Below are 19,256 nucleotides of genomic sequence, written 5' to 3'. Positions count from 1 at the left end.
CATGGGTATTGTGGTAACTACGCACCGTATTTTTCGGTAAAGTCACGAATGAAAGAAGTAATCGCTTTAATTGCTTTGTTCTTTTTCAAGAATGACCCTGATAAAGAATCCATAATCGCATTTTTTTCAATTAAAGTGGAATACTCATATGTTGATACTTGTTCACGTAATACACTATCTTCAATATTTACTTGTTTCGCAAATGTTGAGAGTTCTTGCTCACTCATTTCTTCTTCGTAACGACTGTATGCATCCATTACTGATTCATTAGGTGCTAACGTTGGTGCGACCTTATCTAAGAAACCTTTTATCAACTCAATTTTTAGACGTAACTTCGGATCAGATGCATGGTCTAATTCTTGTTTGATAAAACGAATCTCTTTGTCACGTTCTTTTTCATCTTCTGTGTTAAGGTTCGCAATGAGATTTAAAATGTAGCTTACGTTAATACGGTCTGTATGCATTAGCTCTAATTCAAAGTCGATATCATGCAATATGGATTCTTTTGGTACTTCACCACGTTTGATCATTTCATATACCTTGAAGTACTTGCTCTTAAAGTCTTCGTATGTTTGCTCCGAGATTTGCAATTTTTCTTCATCAAACACAAAGTCAGAGAAGGACTGCAACTTCTGCAAGAACTTCGTCATGTTTTTGAAAGCAGTAATGAAACCTTTTTTATCCTCTTCACTTTCTAATAAATCCACTGCTTCTGGATTTGCTGCGATTTCAAGTAGAGCATTTCGAGCCGTTAAGAAGGCAGCTAAGTACTCCTCAGGGTTATGCATCAATACTTCGTCCACTGATTTTGTTTGGGAAAACAGTTTGATGGCTTCATCGGTATTCTCTTTTAGGTTACGGTAACAGACAATATTTCCATAAGGCTTTGTCGCTTTCTCTACACGGTTTGTACGACTGTATGCTTGCAGTAAATCATGATAAACCATGTTTTTATCTACATATAACGTATTCAGCGGCTTGCTGTCAAAACCCGTTAAGAACATTTTAACAACCAATAAAATATCGATTTGTGCCTTCTTTACTTTTTTCGATACATCGGAGAAGTAGCGATCCCATGATTCTGTTGAGAAATCGGTATCGTACATTTTGTTATAGTCAACAATCATGCGGTCTAAAGATTCACGAGAGTGCTCTTCCGTCCCACTACTTTCCTCATTTTGCCCATATGAATAAATGCCAGCAATCTTCAGATTGTGTTTCTTCTGTTTGAAAATATCATAGTACTTGATAAGTGTTGGAATAGAATCCACTGCAAACATCGCACAGTAACCTTTACTTTTTGACCGTCTTATATGGTTATCTATAATATGGTCGGCAATAAGGTTTAAACGTCTTTCGTCATGCCATACTTCATTCGTATCGATAGCTTGTACTTTAGTTGGGTCACTTTCATCAATATTAGCATTAAAAGTACGAATGTATTCAACTGAGAAACCCAGTACATTCCCATCACGAATTGCATCTTTAATTAAGTAATGGTGTAAGCATTTTTCAAATAGGTCGGCTGTTGTACGACCATCTTGGCTCTTGTTTTCTACAAAACGAGGTGTTCCTGTAAAGCCAAAGTATTGAGCGTTTTGGAAATGACGATCAATTTCTTTTCGCATATCACCAAATTGGCTACGGTGACATTCATCGATGATGAAGACAACATGTTCTTGCTTGTAAGGCTCCATAACTTTTGTATATCTTGGACTTTTTATAGCATTGTTCATCTTCTGAATTGTTGTTACGATAAAACGCTTCATTGGGTTTTGGATTTGTTCAATCAGTATTTCCGTTTTGTCTGTACGGTCTACAGAGCCTTTTTGGAATTTATTAAATTCCGCAATTGTTTGGCTATCTAAATCTTGTCGGTCAACTAGGAAGAATACCTTTTTGATACTTTCTTCATCTGCTAAGATTTGACCAGCTTTAAAAGAGGTTAAGGTTTTACCAGAACCCGTTGTATGCCAAATATAGCCATTGTTGTTGGTTTCCGTTGCACGTTTTACCAATGCTTCTACCGCATACATTTGATATGGTCGCATAACCATTAACGCTTTATCAGTATCATTAATGACCATGTAACGACTAATCATTTTGGCTAAATGACACGGCTTTAGGAAAGCACTAGCAAAATCTTGTAAGTTTGTAATCAGTTTATTCTTCTCATCCGTCCAGAAAAATGTGAACCCAAATTGAATATCGTAATCAGAGTTCGAAAAGTATTTAGTATCAACACCATTACTTACAATAAAGATTTGTAGGAAACGATACACACCAGGAAATGTATGACGACGATAGCGCTGTATTTGATTGAATGCTTCTTTAAAGTCTAGTCCACGTCGTTTCAATTCGATTTGAACAAGTGGTAACCCATTAATTAGGATGGTCACGTCATAACGATTTGTGTATTTTCCAATCACCGTTGTTTGTGTTGTGACTTGGAATAGATTTTTACACCACTCTTTTGTATTGAGTAGCTCTACATACAATTGCGTACCATCTTCACGTTCTATCAGTAGCTTGTCACGTAAAATTTTCGCTGAATCGTAAATACTTTTACCTTCAATTAAGGTAAGAATTCTCTTAAATTCTATATCAGTTAATGGTTGTCCATTTAGTTTATGTTCATTGAATTTATTGAGTTGTTGCTTAAAGTTGGTTAATAAAGCGTCATAGTCTGTAATCTTGACTGCATCGTAGCCTTGATCCACAAGCTGTTTATGTAAATTTTTTTCAAGCGCTGCTTCAGGTTGATGTGCCATGGCGGAAACCTCCTTAATACCCATCATCCCTCTATTATACAAAAAAATTAATGCTTAAGTTTCATTTATTTAGGATAATAAGAAATAAAAAAATGCCAACCCACTTAAGGCTGACGCTATCCATACTTGATTAATTTTGGAGTTTAGATATCATTAATTCAACTTCACTTCTTACACCATGTGCTTTATCTTCTAAAAATGGTCTCAGTATTTCAAGTGAGTCTGTCCCCATTAAATTAACAATACACTTTAATGCTTCTAACCTGATATGCCAATCTTTATTCTTTGTAAACTCAATGATGGTCCCAATTTCGTTTTTTGAAATAATATTTCCATACGCTTTTAAAGCTCCTAACTTTGCATATGTTGGACCTTCTAAAGTGATTTTTAACAATTCACTCTTTAGCTCTGACGGTTGCTCCATAATTATTTTTTCTATCGCTTTATTCCGCTCATTCATATTATTAGATAAGATACCTTCCAATAATGAATCCACATCATCACCCCAAAAAGATCAATTTTATAATAACATCTTACACTTTTTTACGTTTACCCTTAATTATATCAATAAAGTGTAAAAGTACGATAATAAAAAAGCTATAAACAGCCCACTTATGAGTCGGTTTGGATTCCGTTATTCGTTCACAAATCTGTCGAAAGGGAAAAAGAGAGACTTTACTGAATATAAATAATTTTAGATCACTCTAGGCAATGGGTCTGTCCTTTGCTTTCTTAATGCCCTTTTATTTCTCCAATTAATATTCCATCAAATAAAAAAGCAGCTACTTTTTAAAATGCTGCTAAAACATTGAAGAAACGTTTAGTTCCGATAATATTCGGGCATTTCTTTAAAAATCTTCCAAAAAAATACATGTAAGCATCACGCAGAAAAATTCTTCTCCCGTCATCGGTACCCTGGGCGAAGCCCATCATTTTTTACAGGGGGGACTAGGCGAGTTCTTTTTGTAATAATTTTTTTAGTGTGTTTTCAATATCGGTGATACTATTGATTCTTCCGAATTTTAATTCAAATTGTTGAATCAGATCTGGTTCCAATCGAATCATAACAGCCCGATAGTTTTCTTTCCTCCGTTGTTCCATCCGTCGTTCATCTTGTTTCTTCTGAGCTTTAAACGTCTTCTTTACCTTTGTCCAAACCAACGCCCGAACAAATTCCTCAAGCGTCATCTTTGCCTTGTTAGCAGCTTGACCCAATGATTCCTTTGCTTCCTTATCAAACTCAAGCGTCAGCCAATCCTGAGGGTCTTCCTCTGTTTGTGGTTGGATTAAACCATCCACCTCATCGATGCCTTCAAGTGCCGTTCTAACAAAGCGTATAGACCCCTGATTCTTCATATGGCATGCAGAGATAACTGCATTATATTCTTGCTCCGTTATCCGTACCTTGACTTTCCCATCATATGGCTTCTCAGCTGGTTCCTCTTTCTGAAACCACTGTAAACCACGCTTTTTCTGTTCTTTACTTGGCAATTGCTCTTTTGTAATTTTCACCGTTAGATACCTACTTTCAATTTCATTAATTTTAATTGTGCTGCCATCTTTCTCGTTTGATAAGTAGCTAACTTACTTCTTCCATCAAAACTTAATCCCTGCTGTGATCGATCGTCAAACAGGATTTCATCAACGAAACCATGTAATAAAGCAGCTTCAGGAGTGAGCCAGGTTTCTGCATCCAACATCGATAGAAGCTCCGCTTCGGTTTTGCCCGTCTTTAATCGGTAGGCATTTGCCAGAGTTTGATTCACGTTCTTTAACACACCTGACATATGATTCATGTCCCTATAATCGCCGTTTGCGCCATTAATGTAGGCATTGTGAATCATAATCTGCCCCACAGGAGTGATTCGCACCACATCCCCTGCCATAGCAATAACCGATGCTGCACTTGCTGCCAAGCCGACAATATTTACTCCAACATGACCGCCATTGAGAGAATAAGCTCTTAAAGCCGAATAGATTTCACTCCCAGCGAACACATCTCCGCCACCAGAGTTAATATCTACTTCCACAGGCTGACCATTAGCCGCAGCAAGTTGGTTATGAACGATTCTAGGGCTTGTGGCTTCTATATCAAGCCATTCGTAAACGGGGTAATCATTATTTGAAACTATTGCACCTTTGATCATAATTTTGTTCGCCATTTGGCTGTCCTCTTCTTTCCTCAGTAAAATGTTGCGACAGATGGCTCATATTTCATTGCTTCTCTTGCCTCTATTTCAAGTTGCTTATTTTTCAATTGTTCCAATTCAAATAAGGCTTGCTCTTTAGGTGTCATGGATTCTAGTGGTTTCTCCATCTTTACTTCCTTTGCTATCAATGCTCTTTTCAAAAACCAATTATCACGATACCCTTGTACTTTTTCTGGGTTTAACTTTCGATAATCTCTCATATATTCTCGGTGATAAGCCCGTTTCGCTTCTTGGATTAATTCACGTTCATCCATTGAAACACACCTCGTTTAATATTTATTTTTTATCCTTAACTTTATTATTCCAATAGGATTAATCGTTTATGCTTTAAGGCATCCTAATTAATAAGCCTTTGAAACTGACCTTAGCCAATATTTTTTCACCGCCAAAACAAAAAGCCAGCCCCATCAAAGGCTGGTCTTTTTATTGAATAATATGGAATCGATATTTTTCACATAGCTGGTCCAATTCAAATTTTAAATCGCTAATTCCTTTTGCATGACGGATTTCAAGAAGTCGTGTTTGATTTTCCCATAAATAAATAGAAAATTCCTGCTTTTCATCACATCCGCCCTCGATTTCAATATCATATCCATTCTGTAAATCATATAACAAACAAATTCCTGAATCGATTATCACAATTCGATAACCCTCTCCTAAATTTCTTAACACCTGAAGCATGTTTTTTTGCTCGGGAGGATCAAGTTTATTTAATATTTGTTTTTCAGAATTAGTTAGTCCGTCTTCAAGTTTAATATTCAATACCCCTTTAAAGAAATTTACTATTTGTCCACTTGACAGAAGGTGTTAAGTCACATTTACACAAATGTAAGGTCGCAAATGTGTAATATATGTACGACTTAACACCTGGTCTATTTATTAATTATTTATATTACTTAATTAAATTTATTAAGTAAGTATTTTATATAAATATACTTTATAGGTACTGGTACCTTTGATAATAAAGCGGATTAATTCCTCAACTTTCCACTAATTTGAGGACCTTAATCCTCGTTTTACTTCCTTGACTTTTTTGAATTTCTATTAGCCCTTTATCCGCTAGTTCTTTTAAGGTAAGGCAATATGTCTGCCTTGTAATTCCCCATTCTTCAAGTTTGCTAGAAGGAATATAGAATCGTTTATCTTTGTTTAGGCTACTGTAGTACAGCACCAATAACGTAACCAGTGGTTTTTTATATTTGGAATCCATTGCTTGACGGACCCAGTTTAACTCCACGTTTCGAATGTAAGGCTTAACATTCTTCTTTTTAGTTTTCTTCATTTCATGCCGTTGCTTGGAAAACTCAGATAAGTATTCACCATCAGCTAACCTGAATTGCTTGAACAAATTTCCCACCGCCTAATTCATTTAGGATTTTTATAATTTTTTCAAACGTTTCTTTACCTCGTTCATCTTCATAACGATCAGGATAATGAAAAATATCAGCATCGGAACGTAAGGGAAAGTCTTTTAGTATAATTTTTGATGCATCAACTAATGCCGCTTGGGTAATGGCTACCGCTTCTTGAATGTTGCTGCTATCTGCTTCAATCAGAATCGCATCATGTATAGGTGCCAATACTTTTACACCTCGTTCCAAAGCAATAATACAGCCTAAACGCAGCATTTCCGCTCCATTTGCCTGCATCGGGAAGTTTTGCAGCATTCGGAAATTATAGCCGCTCTCGACAGCAAGGTCCCAGCCTAATACGCTTTGAATATGTCCGTTAAGAATAGCAGAATTAACTGCTGCGTCCGACCATTTCCAAAACATTTGATACGTTTCCTTATGGGCATTTAATAACCGCCTTGCTTTTAAAGGAATGTCCTGAATCTTGTCTGCTAGTGACTCAGCACCCATCCCATATTGAGTGGCCAAGACACAGGCTTTATATTGGTCCCTTATAGCCTTATGACTTTTTTTAGTTGCATCCATCGGCACAGCTCCAGCTTGTTTGGCAAATTCTAAATATGGGTCTCCACTTAAATAAGCTTGTTTCATTTTTTCATCATTGGATAAGGCTGCCGCTATTCCAAATTCCTGTTGGCTCCAATCAACGTAAGCAATAGATTTCCCGCATTCTGGTTTAATCAGGCTCCGAAGCCAGACCGCAGGTCCAAAGATGAATTTGCTGTTACTTGGCTGATTCCTGCCCGTCCGTGACTGAAAAGGGCTTAACATACAACGATTCCTTCCATCCGCACCAACGGCAAGTTTATTCAGCTTCAACTGACCTAAAATGTACCGCAAATCCCGCAGGGGTTGCAGTTGAGGAAACGATTTACACGCATCTTTAAAGGTTTCATCGTCCAATTTCAAGTTCCCATTTTCGGTTGTCGGCCATGGAATTTTATTTTCCACCAGCCAACGCTCCCATTTATCTACCTTGAACGTAGTGCCTTCATATACATGAAAATCATTATCGACATCGGCTATTAATCGTGATTTGATTTCTTCCCAATGATCCATCAAGTGCTTTAATAAATGAGTGTCGATAGGTATCCCATACCGCTCCATTTGAGCAACTGCCCACATATAACGGCCACGGATCAAGGCCTGACCTAGATGAATCCGATCCTTCATACACGGGAATATTTTATTTAAGGCATAAACATCTTCCGAACAATAATCCAATAAAGCTTTTTCTTCAGCGCTGGAATAAGGGCCACCTCTTATGGCCAAATCCCGCATTTCTTTCTTTTCAGAAGCTAACATAGGATCTAGTCCGAAATAAGTTAATGCTCCCAAAAGGCTTCGACTATAAGGAATTGTCTTTCCATTTGTCAGATTTCGATATTCCACATACAAATCCAATATATGCACAGGAATTTCCCATCCTAATGCCAAATAGCAGCTGATTTCTGCTGAAGCAAAATAGGCAATATATAAAGTATCAGGTCCTATATTAAAAGGAATTGGTACTGAAGCTTTATCCCAAAGCCAAAGCCTAATTTCTCGCTGCGTTCGCAATTCTAGGGCTACCATACAGACAGGTCTTGGCAAAAGGTCTGGGCCTGATGAAAATTCAAAGTCTACAGCCCAGATTTCTTTAAAACCTTCAAATTTCACGACATTCCTCGTAATTTATTGAGGGCTTCATGGTCCATATTATCAATAATTCTATGTTTAAAGGCTTTGAGCAATAAACTTTGGAAATCTTCATCTGGCCAATTTGGGTCTGCAAGGTTCCCTTCTGCATGATAACAATCATAACCACCAATATTCTGATTGGCGACAACTCGGGACCATTTCTCAATAGCTCCTTGTGCCGCTTCCCGTGCAGTCTGCCACCATTCAAGATCTTTGCCATCAGGCCCTGGTTGTGGGATTGGCCACAAAAACACATCACCCTGCTTCGTAATAGCTGTGTAGATGGTTTGAGCTTTCATATATTGATGAAATTCAGCATATATTTCCGCTGATACACTACTAGCCACCAAATAAAGTTCTTTCCCGAAGGCATCTGAGATTTCCAAAAGATAAAATGTACCTCTATATTTTTCATTCTGATGAACACGAACAAACCAGGATTTGTCTGGCTTACGTACTGGTACTTTAATGATTTGCTTTTTAACCAATTCGTGTTGAGAAAAGTCTTGGTTTACCTTAAAATCATCTAAGGAGTAATCTTTTTGTATATCCATTAATAAAATCCTTTCTGCGCCTTCTTTTTGGAAGGCGTTATTTTTATTCGTATCATTTATCTCGCACGGAAACCACGGTTTCCATTTAAATTAAAAAATTTCATCGACACTGACAATAATTTTGTCCTCAATAAGCTTTCTAATCACATTCTATAACGCAGCCTTTTTTCCTAACATCAATAGACCAACGTTTGATATATTCCTCTACTTCTTTACGAGGAAACAACCACTTCTTCCCTACTCGCATGGAAGGAAAGTTCGGATTGTATATAAATAATTTTTCTACTGTTGGTCTGCTTAACGAAAGCATTTTACAAAGTTCTTTCATATCCATGAGCAGTGTTTGTTGCTCCCAATCTTCTAATCGTTTTTGTACTTCTTCAAGATAGATCGTTTTTAATTCGTCTTCATTTAAGCTGATGTTAAACATTAGCGAACTCCTTTCGGTGAATTATTTACTATTTGCGACCGCAATCGCATAATAACACTTTTGTTATGTATTTGCAAACATATCTAAAAAATAGTTTACTTTTGCAACCGAATGAATTAAAATGAAATAGGATTCAAATAGAAAGAGGGAGATGAAATAGTGAGAGAATTTGGAGAGGAATTACGGCAGTTAAGAAAAGAAAAAGGACTTTCTATTAGGAAACTTAGTGAATTGTCAGGGGTCGCACACTCTTACCTTTCTCAAGTTGAAACAGGAAAACGGGGGATTCCAAAAGTTGAAACGCTTGAAAAGATTGCCGCAGGGCTTAATATTCCATTGCCTGATTTGCTAGAGATGGCAGGGTATCTCCCAACTGAAATAGTAGAAGATATGCAATATGAAAAATTGGAACATAATCCTTCAGGATATGACCTTTACTATTTATTAAAAAATTCAGAGCACCTAAAAATTTATTTTAAGAAAAAACCGCTCACAAAAGATTTACAAATTGCAGTAGCAAACATATTAGAACCCATCGTAGAGGAATTGTTAAAAAGGAAGTGATTTAACCATGGCAAACTTCAGAAAGTTAGCCAGTGGAAAATGGCAAGCACGTGTTCACAAGGATGGAAAATTAGTAAGCCTTGGCACTTTCAGAACAAAAAAGGAAGCAGAAATTGAAGCTGCAAAAGTTGAAGAAAGAAAATATTACGGACAAACGATAAATGATAGAAATATGCTTTTTGATGAAGTTGTGAAAGATTGGCTTGAACATAAAAAAGCTAATGTAAAGGAATCGACATTTAAACAAATTGAAGTCATTATAAGGAATCACGTTTTGCCCACCTTTGGACATAAAAAAATTATGACGATTCATAGACCAGAAATAAAAAGATGGATGGCTACATTTGGTGAACTAGATGAAAACGGAAAAGAAAAATATTCTTTTGGTTCAAGATTGAAGTATCTCTCTTATATAAAAAGTATTTTCCATTATGCAGTTCACGAACTTGAAGTGCTTGAAAAAAATCCTGCTGATAAATTAAAGGTTCCTGTCCAAGATTCTGTCGCTATAAAGAAGGAAAAAGTAAAATATTTCAGCCTTGAAGAATTAAATCAGTTATTGGATTTCATGAAAACATATAAGCATCAACGCTTTCCTGATTACCAGCTTTATTATATGCTCATGCTTTTTTTAAGCAAAACTGGTTTAAGGATAAGTGAAGCATTAGCCTTAAGATGGGAAGATATTAATGGAGATAAAGTAACGATCGACAAACAAACAAGTCGTGATGATAATAACAATGTAAAATTGACAACATTAAAAAATTCTTCTTCCTATCGTACGATCAAGATTGATAATGATTTAGTACGTGAATTAAAGAAGTTCAAGATGAAGCAAAATGAATTGATTTTAGGAAACCCAAGATTCCGCAAAAATGAGGACAGCATTATCTTTCAAAATTATAACGGGCATTATTTAACGCCTTCTACTATTCGTGAAACCATGCAAGATTATTGCAAAAAAGCTGGTGTTGAATATAAAGGCACCCACGGTTTCAGACACACACATGCAGTATTGCTACTTGAATCAGGTACAAGCCTCAAATATGTATCAAATCGCTTGGGACATAAAACCATCAAAACAACAGCGGATACTTATCTTGATGTTACCCCAAAAATAGAAGAAGACGAACTTCAAAAGTTCGCCTCCTATACTAAAAGATAAGGTCAACTTGGCACGAATTTGGCACGCCATCAAGTTGGCACGTTATAGAATCCCCTCAAACCCGCAATATATATAGGCTTTTTGGATATTAACCGATGCTGCCTTCCATCTCGAATTTGATAAGTCTGTTCATTTCAACAGCATATTCCATTGGTAGTTCTTTTGTAAATGGTTCAATGAAGCCCATAACAATCATTTCAGTTGCTTCCTGTTCTGAAATACCACGGCTCATTAAGTAGAAGAGCTGCTCTTCAGAAACCTTGGAAACCTTCGCTTCATGCTCAAGGGAAATATTGCTATTTAACACTTCATTATATGGAATCGTATCAGATGTTGATAAATTATCCATAATTAATGTATCACACTCAACATTTGAACGGGCGCCATCGGCTTTACGGCCAAAGTGTACTAAACCGCGATAATTTGTTTTACCGCCATGTTTAGAGATGGATTTTGACACAATGGTTGAAGAAGTATTTGGTGCCAAATGATGCATTTTGGAACCCGTATCCTGTACCTGCCCTTTGCCGGCAATGGCAATAGATAATGTCATACCGCGGGCACCTTCGCCTTTAAGGATAACAGCCGGGTATTTCATCGTTAATTTAGATCCAATGTTACCGTCAACCCATTCCATTGTTGCATTTTCTTCACAGACCGTACGCTTTGTAACAAGATTGTATACGTTGTTAGCCCAGTTTTGAATCGTTGTATAACGGCAGTAAGCGCCTTTTTTAACAATGATTTCAACAACCGCACTATGAAGGGAATTTGTTGTATAAACTGGTGCTGTACAACCTTCTACATAGTGTACGCTTGCACCTTCATCAACGATAATTAGTGTTCTTTCAAATTGTCCCATATTTTCAGAGTTGATCCGGAAATAAGCTTGCAATGGAGTATCTACCTTTACACCTGGCGGAACATAAATGAAAGAGCCGCCGGACCAAACAGCAGAGTTCAGTGCAGCAAATTTATTATCTGTAGGCGGAATTACTTTTGCCCAGTGTTCACGGAAGATATCTTCGTTTTCTCTTAACGCAGAATCAGTATCTTTAAAGACAATTCCTAATTCTTCAAGATCCTCTTTCATGTTGTGGTAAACAACTTCTGATTCATATTGAGCAGAAACACCAGCAAGGTATTTTTGTTCTGCTTCCGGAATGCCGAGTTTATCAAAAGTTGCCTTGATTTCCTCTGGAACTTCATCCCATGATTTCTCAGATTTCTCGGATGGTTTTACATAATAAGTGATTTCATCAAAGTTTAATCCGCTTAAATCTCCGCCCCATATTGGCATTGGTTTGCTGTAGAAGATATCAAGTGATTTTAAGCGGAAATCAAGCATCCACTGTGGTTCTTTTTTCATCTTTGAAATCTCTTCAACAATCTCACGTGTCAGGCCACGTTTTGACCGGAAAATGGAAACGTCTTTATCGGCAAAACCGTATTTATAATCACCGATTTCAGGCATTTTTTTTGCCATCGTCGTATTCCTCCTTTTTAGAAAAGCGAAGCGATTTGGTCGGAGGGACAAGAAAATGAAGAGCCATCATATTCCCTTTTACTTGATCCCTGGACGCGAAAAGCTGGATAAAGCCTTTTTAATCGCATTTTCTTATTTTATTGTTTTTCCCCTTCATTTAATCCTTTTTCCATCGCCTTCCATGCTAGTGTTGCGCATTTAATGCGGGCTGGAAATTTGGATACACCGTGCAGTGCTTCAATATCACCTAAATCAATATTCTCATCGATTTCTTTTCCTTGCATCATATCGGAGAAAATCTTGGACATCTGCAATGCCTCTTCCACTTTTTTCCCCTTAATGGCCTGTGTCATCATCGATGCAGATGACATTGAAATAGAACAGCCTTCCCCTTCAAACCGGCAATCCTCAACAACTCCATCTTCTACTTTGAAAGTTAATTGAATCCGGTCGCCGCAGGTTGGATTATTCATATTAATCGTATGACTGCCATCTTCTAAAATTCCGCGGTTACGCGGTTTTTTATAATGGTCCATAATTACTCTTCTGTATAGTGCATCTAAATTAGAAGACATCACTGAAATACTCCTTTGTTTTGACAAGCCCTTCAAAGAGTTTATCAATATCTTCTTCCGTATTATACAGATAGAAACTTGCCCGTGCTGTTGCTGACTGTTTCAGCCATTTCATCAGCGGCTGTGCACAATGGTGGCCGGCACGTACCGCAATTCCTTCTGCATCTAAAACGGTTGCTACATCATGTGGGTGTACATCTGCTAAATTAAAGGTTACAAGTCCGCCGCGTTTTGCAGGATCATGCGGACCATAAATGGAAATTCCTTCAACAGAAGAAAGTTTATCAAGCGCATAAGCGGTAAGCTTATGTTCATGCTCTAAAATATTATCCAAGCCGACTTCATTTAAAAAGTCGATAGCAGCTCCAAGTCCAATGGCACCGGCGATAATTGGAGTACCTCCTTCAAATTTCCAAGGAAGCTCTTTCCATGTTGATTCATATAAATGAACGAAATCAATCATTTCACCGCCAAATTCAACCGGCTCCATATTTTCGAGCAAATCCTTTTTACCATAAAGAACGCCAATCCCCGTAGGTCCGCACATTTTGTGACCAGAGAATGCAAGAAAGTCGCAATCCAAATCCTGGACATCTATTTTCATATGCGGAGCACTTTGGGCACCATCAACAACCATGACAGCTCCATTTTCATGGGCAATCTTAGCGATTTCCTTGATTGGATTAATGGTGCCAAGAACATTGGAAACCTGTGTCACCGAAACAATTTTCGTATTCGGTGTAATAGTTGAGCGAACATCATCCAATGACAATGTACCATCTTCCTGAAGCGGAATGTACTTTAACTGAGCACCTGTCCGTTTTGCAGCCTGTTGCCACGGAATGATATTACTATGATGCTCCATATATGTGATAACAATTTCATCACCTTGTTTTAGGTTGGCCGTTGCATAGCTATGAGCCACTGTGTTCAGTGATGTCGTCGTCCCTCTAGTAAAAATAACTTCCTGCGTTGATTTTGCATTAATAAACTTACGAACTTTTTCTCTTGCACCTTCATAAGCATCAGTTGCCTTTGTTCCTAATGTATGAACACCGCGGTGAACATTAGAGTTATACTCGCGGTAATAGTTATTCACTGTCTCGATTACCTGAATCGGCTTTTGTGATGTTGCGGAACTGTCCAGGTAAACAAGCGGATTGTCATTCACTACTTGATCTAGTATTGGAAATTGACGGCGAATATCCTGGATATTCATTATCTAACTTTCCTTTCAATAACATCCGTTAATTGTTTTTTCACTTTTTCAATTGGAAGCTGCATAACAACCGGCGCAAGGAAGCCGTGAATGACTAAACGTTCTGCTTCCTTCTGCGGAATGCCGCGGCTCATTAAGTAATAAAGCTGAACCGGATCGACGCGTCCGACTGAAGCTGCGTGACCTGCCATGACATCATCTTCATCAATTAACAGGATTGGGTTTGCATCGCCTCGTGCTTTTTCACTCAGCATTAACACGCGTGATGTTTGTTCAGCATCTGATTTTGATGCTCCATGCTCAATTTTTCCAATTCCATTAAAAATAGATGTTGCACTTTCTAATACTACTCCATGGTTTAAGATATTGCCTTGAGTATTTTTACCAAAGTGAACAACTTTTGTTGTAAAGTTTTGTGTCTGTTTTCCACGGCCGACAACTACCATTTTTGCATCTCCGGAAGCCCCGTCACCGAGTAAGTTGGTGGTGTTTTCAAAAATCGTATTTCCTTCATTCATTGAACCAAGAGCCCAATCAATCTCGGCATCTCTTCCGGCAACCCCTCTGCGGTTTACATAGGAAGTAATCCCTTTAGCTAAGGTATCAACCGCACCATATTGAACACGTGCATTAGCACCGGCAATAACCTCAGTTAAAATACTGGCCAAAGTATTAGACTCCTCCACTGTGGAAATATAGTTTTCAACATATGTTAAAGAACTATTGTCCTCAGCCACCACTATTACATGGTTAAACAAGTTTGCTTCTGCATCATCTTGAATGAAAACTGCTTGGATTGGCTCAGTTACTTCCACATTTTTTGGCACATATAAGAATGCTCCGCCATTCACTAGTGCCGCGTGCAATGCAGTCAGTTTATGTTCATCAGCATTAATGGCCTGTGTCATATAATATTTTTTCAATAAATCGCCATGTTCTCTTGCTGCAGTTAATAGATCTGTAAAAATAACACCTTTATTTTTCAATTCATCTGACAAAGTCAAATAAGCAGGTGTTTGATTTCTCTGTACATATAGGTTTTGATTGCCAGCTTCCACATCGACTAAGTCTTTCACTTCTTCTGGAAGTTCAGTTAGAGACGAAAAAGCTTGACTTTTAACTGTATGCTGTTGGAATTGTGTAAAATTCCATTTGTCAATTTTTGTTTTATCTGGTTTTGGCATTGGCAGTTGTTCAAACTGCTCTAATGCCTTTAGGCGGAGATCAGCAAACCAGGCAGGCTCGTTCGTTTCTTTTGAAAAAGAGCTGACTAACGCCTTATCAAATGGTAATTGAATTTCAGTTGTCATTTTAATCCCCCTAACCTAACACTTAAGCTTCTTGCTCAACTGTTTCATCTTCAATGCCAAGTTCCTTCTTAACCCAGTCATAACCTTCCGCTTCTAAGCGCTGCGCAAGTTCTGGACCGCCGTCTTTCACAATACGGCCTTGCATCATGATATGCACATAGTCAGGAGTGATATAGTTTAATAAACGTTGATAGTGTGTGATAATCATGCATCCGAAGTCTTCAGAACGCATTTCGTTAACGCCTTTTGAAACAACCTTTAAGGCATCGATATCAAGACCAGAGTCAATTTCATCTAAAATAGCAATTTTTGGCTGAAGCATCGTTAATTGAAGAATTTCATTACGTTTTTTCTCCCCGCCAGAGAAACCTTCATTTAAGTAACGCTGTGCCATATCTAAATCCATTTCAAGGAATTCCATTTGTTTATCCATTTGGCGGATAAATTTCATTAAAGAAATTTCATTGCCCTCTCCGCGGCGGGCATTGATTGCTGAACGCAAGAAATCTGCATTTGTTACCCCGTTGATTTCGCTTGGGTATTGCATTGCTAAAAATAGACCAGCACGAGCACGCTCATCTACTGCCATTTCTAACACATTTTGACCGTCTAATGTGATGCTTCCGCTCGTCACTTCATATTTTGGATGGCCCATGATTGCTGAAGATAAAGTGGATTTACCTGTTCCGTTAGGGCCCATGATGGCATGAATTTCGCCGCCTTTAATTTCGAGGTTTACCCCTTTTAATATTTCTTTTCCCTCAATTGCAACATGAAGGTCCTTGATTGTTAAAGTTGATCCAGCCATATTTATACCTCCGAAATAGTTGTATCTTGCAGACCGTAACGATCTGTAGTTTTTATTCTCATTCTATTCTCATTACAATCTTATAACAAATTAAAAGTATTAGCAACCTTTCCATAGTAATAACTAAAGTGTATTTTCACTAAAGACATTGCAAATGAGAATAAAAAAAGAAAAAGGCGTATTCTTATAAAAAGTATGTAAAAACAACTCGATTAAAATTTTACTCTTTTTTCAGAATAAATGCTATGGGTACGTAAAATCTATTTTTTGCCATATGATGTTATTTCATGTATAAAATATGAAAAGCACGCTTCTTGTCAGCTTATTAAAGATGAAATGGCCGGACGCATGTGCTGAACAGTTCTATAAGTTGAAATAAAACAAGAAGCCGGTGATTTAAGTTCACCGGCTTCTTGTATGACTATTATTTTGTTGGGGCAGGTACAACTGCACCTTTGTATTTTTCTAGAATAAAATCTTGAATTTCTTTTGATTGAAGAACTTCTACAAGGGCCTTGATAGCCGGCTTGTTTTCGTCGCCTTTGCGAACCGCAATAATATTTACATATGGTGAATCTTTATCCTCAATCGCGATTGAATCTTTTACTGGATTCAACCCAGCGTCGATGGCATAGTTAGAGTTAATTAATACAGCATCGCCTTCGCCATTGTTAAAGATTTGCGGCAGAAGCTTTGCCTCATAGTTTGCATCAAATTTAAGATTCTTAGGATTTTCTACTACATCTTTAATTTCCGCTTTAGTTTTATCGATGCCTTCTTTTAACTTGATTAGCCCATTTTGCTCAAGCAATGATAATAAACGGCCATGGTCGGCAACAGAGTTACTCATAATGATGTGTGCACCTTTTGGCAGGTCTTCAAGTTTCTTATATTTCTTTGAATAAATTCCTATTGGTTCAATATGAATACCGCCAGCGTTCACAAAGTCATAACCAAATTCTTTAATTTGTCCATTTAAATAAGGAACGTGCTGGAAGTAGTTTGCATCCAATTCCTTTGAAGCAAGAGCTTTATTTGGAAAAACATAATCTGTAAATGTTTTTATTTCTAAATCGATGCCTTTTTCCTTTAAAATCGGTTTTGCTTTTTCCAAAATTTCAGCATGTGGCACAGGAGATGCTCCAACTACTAATTTGGTCGTCTCAGCCTTGTCTGCGCCAGTATCTTTACTTTCTGACTTTTGTTCTGATTTACCGCATGCTGCCAATGCCAGCACAAGTGTTAATGCTAAAAATATTCCAAGCCATTTTTTCATTTCAACCTATCTCCTTTTTTATCTTTTATCTAATTTTGAAGTGATAAAATCACCTATAAACTGAATAACAAATACAATGATCAGAATAATGACAGTTGCGATTAATGTGACATCATTTTGGTTTCGCTGGAACCCGTAGTTATAGGCAAGGTTCCCTAAGCCGCCGGCACCGATTGCTCCGGCCATTGCCGTATAACCGACAAGTGCAATGGCTGTCACAGTGATGCCCGAGATTAATGCCGGCATGGACTCTGGCAGCAGCACCTTCCAAATGATAGTTCCAGTGCTTGCCCCCATTGATTTCGCTGCTTCAATAACACCTTTATCAATTTCCCTTAGACCAATTTCCACCATTCTTGCGTAAAATGGTGCAGCACCCACAATTAAAGCAGGAAGTGCAGCTTTTTCGCCAATCATCGTCCCTAATAATAAGGTCGTAAATGGAATCAATAAGACAATTAAAATAATAAACGGAATCGACCTAAAAATATTGACGACAGCGCCGATTACCGTATTAACCGGTTTATTTTCCCATAAGTTATCTTTCCCTGTAAGGAATAGCAGCATGCCAAGAATGATTCCCAAAACAAATGTCGCCAGGACTGATATTCCAGTCATATAAAGGGTTTGTTTTGTCGCATCCCACATAATAAGCCAGTCAACGTTCGGAAAATATTTATCCATTCGTAACCACCTCCACTCCTACCTGCTGGGAACGAATAAAGTCAACAGCCTTGTCCACTTCTTCATCTTCCCCATCAATATGAATGAATAGTGTGCCATATGATCCGTTCTGGGTTTGTGAAATTTTCCCCTGAAGGATGTTCACATTGACATTGGAATGGCGGATAAGGTTCGTTATAACAGGCTGCTCGGCAGAATCCCCTATAAAAGTTAATTGAACAATCTTTCCTGAAACAAACCGTTCAAGCAGGTGTTCCAATGTTTCTTTTGTTTCTTCCGGTTCTGTAACTTGCTGAACAAAACGTTTTGTAATCGGCTGCTGCGGGTTTCTGAATACGTCGAGAACAGGACCCATTTCAACAACCTTTCCGCTTTCCATGACCGCTACCCGATGTGAAATTTTTCGAATGACATGCATTTCATGTGTAATCAACACAATTGTCAGACCCAGACGTTTGTTGATATCCACTAATAAATCAAGAATAGAGTCCGTTGTTTGCGGATCCAGCGCCGAAGTAGCTTCATCACAAAGGAGAACCTTCGGACTGTTAGCCAGCGCTCTGGCAATTCCGACACGCTGTTTTTGTCCCCCGCTCAATTGTGAAGGATAGGCATTTTCTCTTCCCTCTAAGCCAACTAGTTTAATCAGCTCATCAACGCGTTTTTTTCTTTGCGGCCCCTTAACCCCTGCAATCTCAAGTGGGAAGGCAATATTTTCACTGACTGTCCTTGACCATAGTAAATTAAAGTGTTGAAAAATCATGCTGATTTCCTGCCGTGCCTTACGTAGTTCACTGCCTTTAATTTTTGAAATCTCCCTTCCGGCAACCGTTACCGATCCTTCTGAAGGGAGCTCTAGTCCATTTAACATTCGGATTAGGGTACTTTTCCCGGCACCGCTGTATCCAATCACCCCAAAAATTTCTCCATCCTGGATTTCAAGATTCACATCATCTACTGCTTTTAACTGACCTTGTTTGGTTGGAAAAATTTTTCGGACATTTTTGATTGAAATCATCAAATCACCCGCTTTTTATCCCTAATAGATATAGAATTTGATTTTTTTAAAGGAAAGATTCCCGTTTAAATGAAAAAGCCTTTCTGCAAAGGCA

Annotated in this window: 20 protein-coding genes; 2 read left to right on the top strand and 18 right to left on the bottom strand. The window is 37.9% G+C overall.

All coding sequences use genetic code 11. The features are described from left to right. Positions 1–17: 17 nt before the first annotated feature. From M3183_RS05555 to M3183_RS05510, 10 genes are all read right to left on the bottom strand, one after another. Positions 18–2,771, bottom strand: coding sequence for a type I restriction endonuclease subunit R (locus tag M3183_RS05555; RefSeq protein ID WP_251467348.1), 2,754 nt, complete (start codon positions 2,769–2,771; stop codon positions 18–20). Positions 2,772–2,901: 130 nt separating this feature from the next. Beyond that, positions 2,902–3,267 (bottom strand): HEAT repeat domain-containing protein, encoded by a 366-nt coding sequence (locus M3183_RS05550; protein WP_251467347.1) that lies wholly within the window; start codon positions 3,265–3,267, stop codon positions 2,902–2,904. Between the two features lie 452 nt (positions 3,268–3,719). After that, entirely contained in the window at positions 3,720–4,283 is a 564-nt protein-coding gene (locus M3183_RS05545) for a hypothetical protein (RefSeq protein ID WP_251467346.1), read from the bottom strand. Positions 4,284–4,285: 2 nt separating this feature from the next. Next, the gene (locus tag M3183_RS05540) at positions 4,286–4,933 is read right to left on the bottom strand and encodes a head maturation protease, ClpP-related (protein ID WP_251467344.1); all 648 of its coding nucleotides are present in this window, start codon (positions 4,931–4,933) and stop codon (positions 4,286–4,288) included. 20 nt (positions 4,934–4,953) lie between these two features. Beyond that, entirely contained in the window at positions 4,954–5,235 is a 282-nt protein-coding gene (locus M3183_RS05535) for a hypothetical protein (protein WP_251467343.1), read from the bottom strand. A 169-nt stretch (positions 5,236–5,404) separates the two neighbouring features. Next, entirely contained in the window at positions 5,405–5,743 is a 339-nt protein-coding gene (locus tag M3183_RS05530; protein WP_251467342.1) for a hypothetical protein, read from the bottom strand. A gap of 217 nt (positions 5,744–5,960) precedes the next feature. Then, positions 5,961–6,329, bottom strand: coding sequence for a hypothetical protein (locus tag M3183_RS05525; RefSeq protein WP_251467341.1), 369 nt, complete (start codon positions 6,327–6,329; stop codon positions 5,961–5,963). Further along, positions 6,304–8,052: a DNA polymerase gene (locus M3183_RS27300; protein ID WP_251467339.1), complete on the bottom strand. Its 1,749-nt coding sequence runs from the start codon at positions 8,050–8,052 to the stop codon at positions 6,304–6,306. The genes M3183_RS05525 and M3183_RS27300 overlap by 26 nt, the downstream gene beginning before the upstream one ends. Further along, positions 8,049–8,627, bottom strand: coding sequence for a hypothetical protein (locus tag M3183_RS05515; RefSeq protein ID WP_251467337.1), 579 nt, complete (start codon positions 8,625–8,627; stop codon positions 8,049–8,051). The genes M3183_RS27300 and M3183_RS05515 overlap by 4 nt, the downstream gene beginning before the upstream one ends. A 139-nt stretch (positions 8,628–8,766) precedes the next feature. Then, on the bottom strand, positions 8,767–9,057 hold the full coding sequence (locus M3183_RS05510) for a helix-turn-helix domain-containing protein (protein WP_251467334.1): 291 nt from the start codon (positions 9,055–9,057) through the stop codon (positions 8,767–8,769). Positions 9,058–9,216: 159 nt separating this feature from the next. Here M3183_RS05510 and M3183_RS05505 point away from each other — a divergent pair, with 159 nt between their 5' ends. Both M3183_RS05505 and M3183_RS05500 read left to right on the top strand, forming a co-directional pair. Continuing rightward, on the top strand, positions 9,217–9,621 hold the full coding sequence (locus M3183_RS05505; protein WP_251467332.1) for a helix-turn-helix domain-containing protein: 405 nt from the start codon (positions 9,217–9,219) through the stop codon (positions 9,619–9,621). A 7-nt stretch (positions 9,622–9,628) separates the two neighbouring features. Then, positions 9,629–10,786, top strand: a complete 1,158-nt coding sequence (locus tag M3183_RS05500; RefSeq protein ID WP_251467331.1) for a tyrosine-type recombinase/integrase — start codon at positions 9,629–9,631, stop codon at positions 10,784–10,786. 88 nt (positions 10,787–10,874) lie between these two features. Here the strand turns inward: M3183_RS05500 and sufB are convergent, their stop codons facing one another. From sufB to M3183_RS05460, 8 genes are all read right to left on the bottom strand, one after another. Continuing rightward, positions 10,875–12,272, bottom strand: a complete 1,398-nt coding sequence (sufB, locus tag M3183_RS05495) for a Fe-S cluster assembly protein SufB (RefSeq protein ID WP_251467330.1) — start codon at positions 12,270–12,272, stop codon at positions 10,875–10,877. Positions 12,273–12,409: 137 nt separating this feature from the next. Continuing rightward, positions 12,410–12,847, bottom strand: a complete 438-nt coding sequence (sufU, locus tag M3183_RS05490) for a Fe-S cluster assembly sulfur transfer protein SufU (RefSeq protein ID WP_285878705.1) — start codon at positions 12,845–12,847, stop codon at positions 12,410–12,412. Beyond that, a complete protein-coding gene (locus M3183_RS05485; protein ID WP_251467328.1) occupies positions 12,837–14,066 on the bottom strand; it encodes a cysteine desulfurase in 1,230 nt (409 codons plus the stop codon). Before M3183_RS05485 ends, sufU begins: the two co-directional genes overlap by 11 nt. Further along, positions 14,066–15,376 (bottom strand): Fe-S cluster assembly protein SufD, encoded by a 1,311-nt coding sequence (sufD, locus tag M3183_RS05480; RefSeq protein ID WP_251467327.1) that lies wholly within the window; start codon positions 15,374–15,376, stop codon positions 14,066–14,068. The genes M3183_RS05485 and sufD overlap by 1 nt, the downstream gene beginning before the upstream one ends. 22 nt (positions 15,377–15,398) lie before the next feature. Further along, complete coding sequence (sufC, locus tag M3183_RS05475) at positions 15,399–16,184, bottom strand: Fe-S cluster assembly ATPase SufC (RefSeq protein WP_251467326.1); 786 nt, start codon at positions 16,182–16,184, stop codon at positions 15,399–15,401. A gap of 424 nt (positions 16,185–16,608) precedes the next feature. Next, complete coding sequence (locus M3183_RS05470) at positions 16,609–17,460, bottom strand: MetQ/NlpA family ABC transporter substrate-binding protein (protein ID WP_251467324.1); 852 nt, start codon at positions 17,458–17,460, stop codon at positions 16,609–16,611. Positions 17,461–17,478: 18 nt separating this feature from the next. Continuing rightward, on the bottom strand, positions 17,479–18,144 hold the full coding sequence (locus M3183_RS05465; protein WP_251467323.1) for a methionine ABC transporter permease: 666 nt from the start codon (positions 18,142–18,144) through the stop codon (positions 17,479–17,481). After that, positions 18,137–19,162 (bottom strand): methionine ABC transporter ATP-binding protein, encoded by a 1,026-nt coding sequence (locus tag M3183_RS05460; protein ID WP_251467322.1) that lies wholly within the window; start codon positions 19,160–19,162, stop codon positions 18,137–18,139. Before M3183_RS05460 ends, M3183_RS05465 begins: the two co-directional genes overlap by 8 nt. Between the last annotated feature and the right edge of the window lie 94 nt (positions 19,163–19,256).

Origin of the sequence: Neobacillus mesonae (assembly GCF_023715155.1) — a bacterium.
Taxonomy (GTDB): domain Bacteria; phylum Bacillota; class Bacilli; order Bacillales; family Cytobacillaceae; genus Neobacillus; species Neobacillus mesonae_A.
The sequence above is the reverse complement of the archived record's forward strand: the minus strand, read 5'-3'. Positions and strand labels throughout refer to the sequence as shown.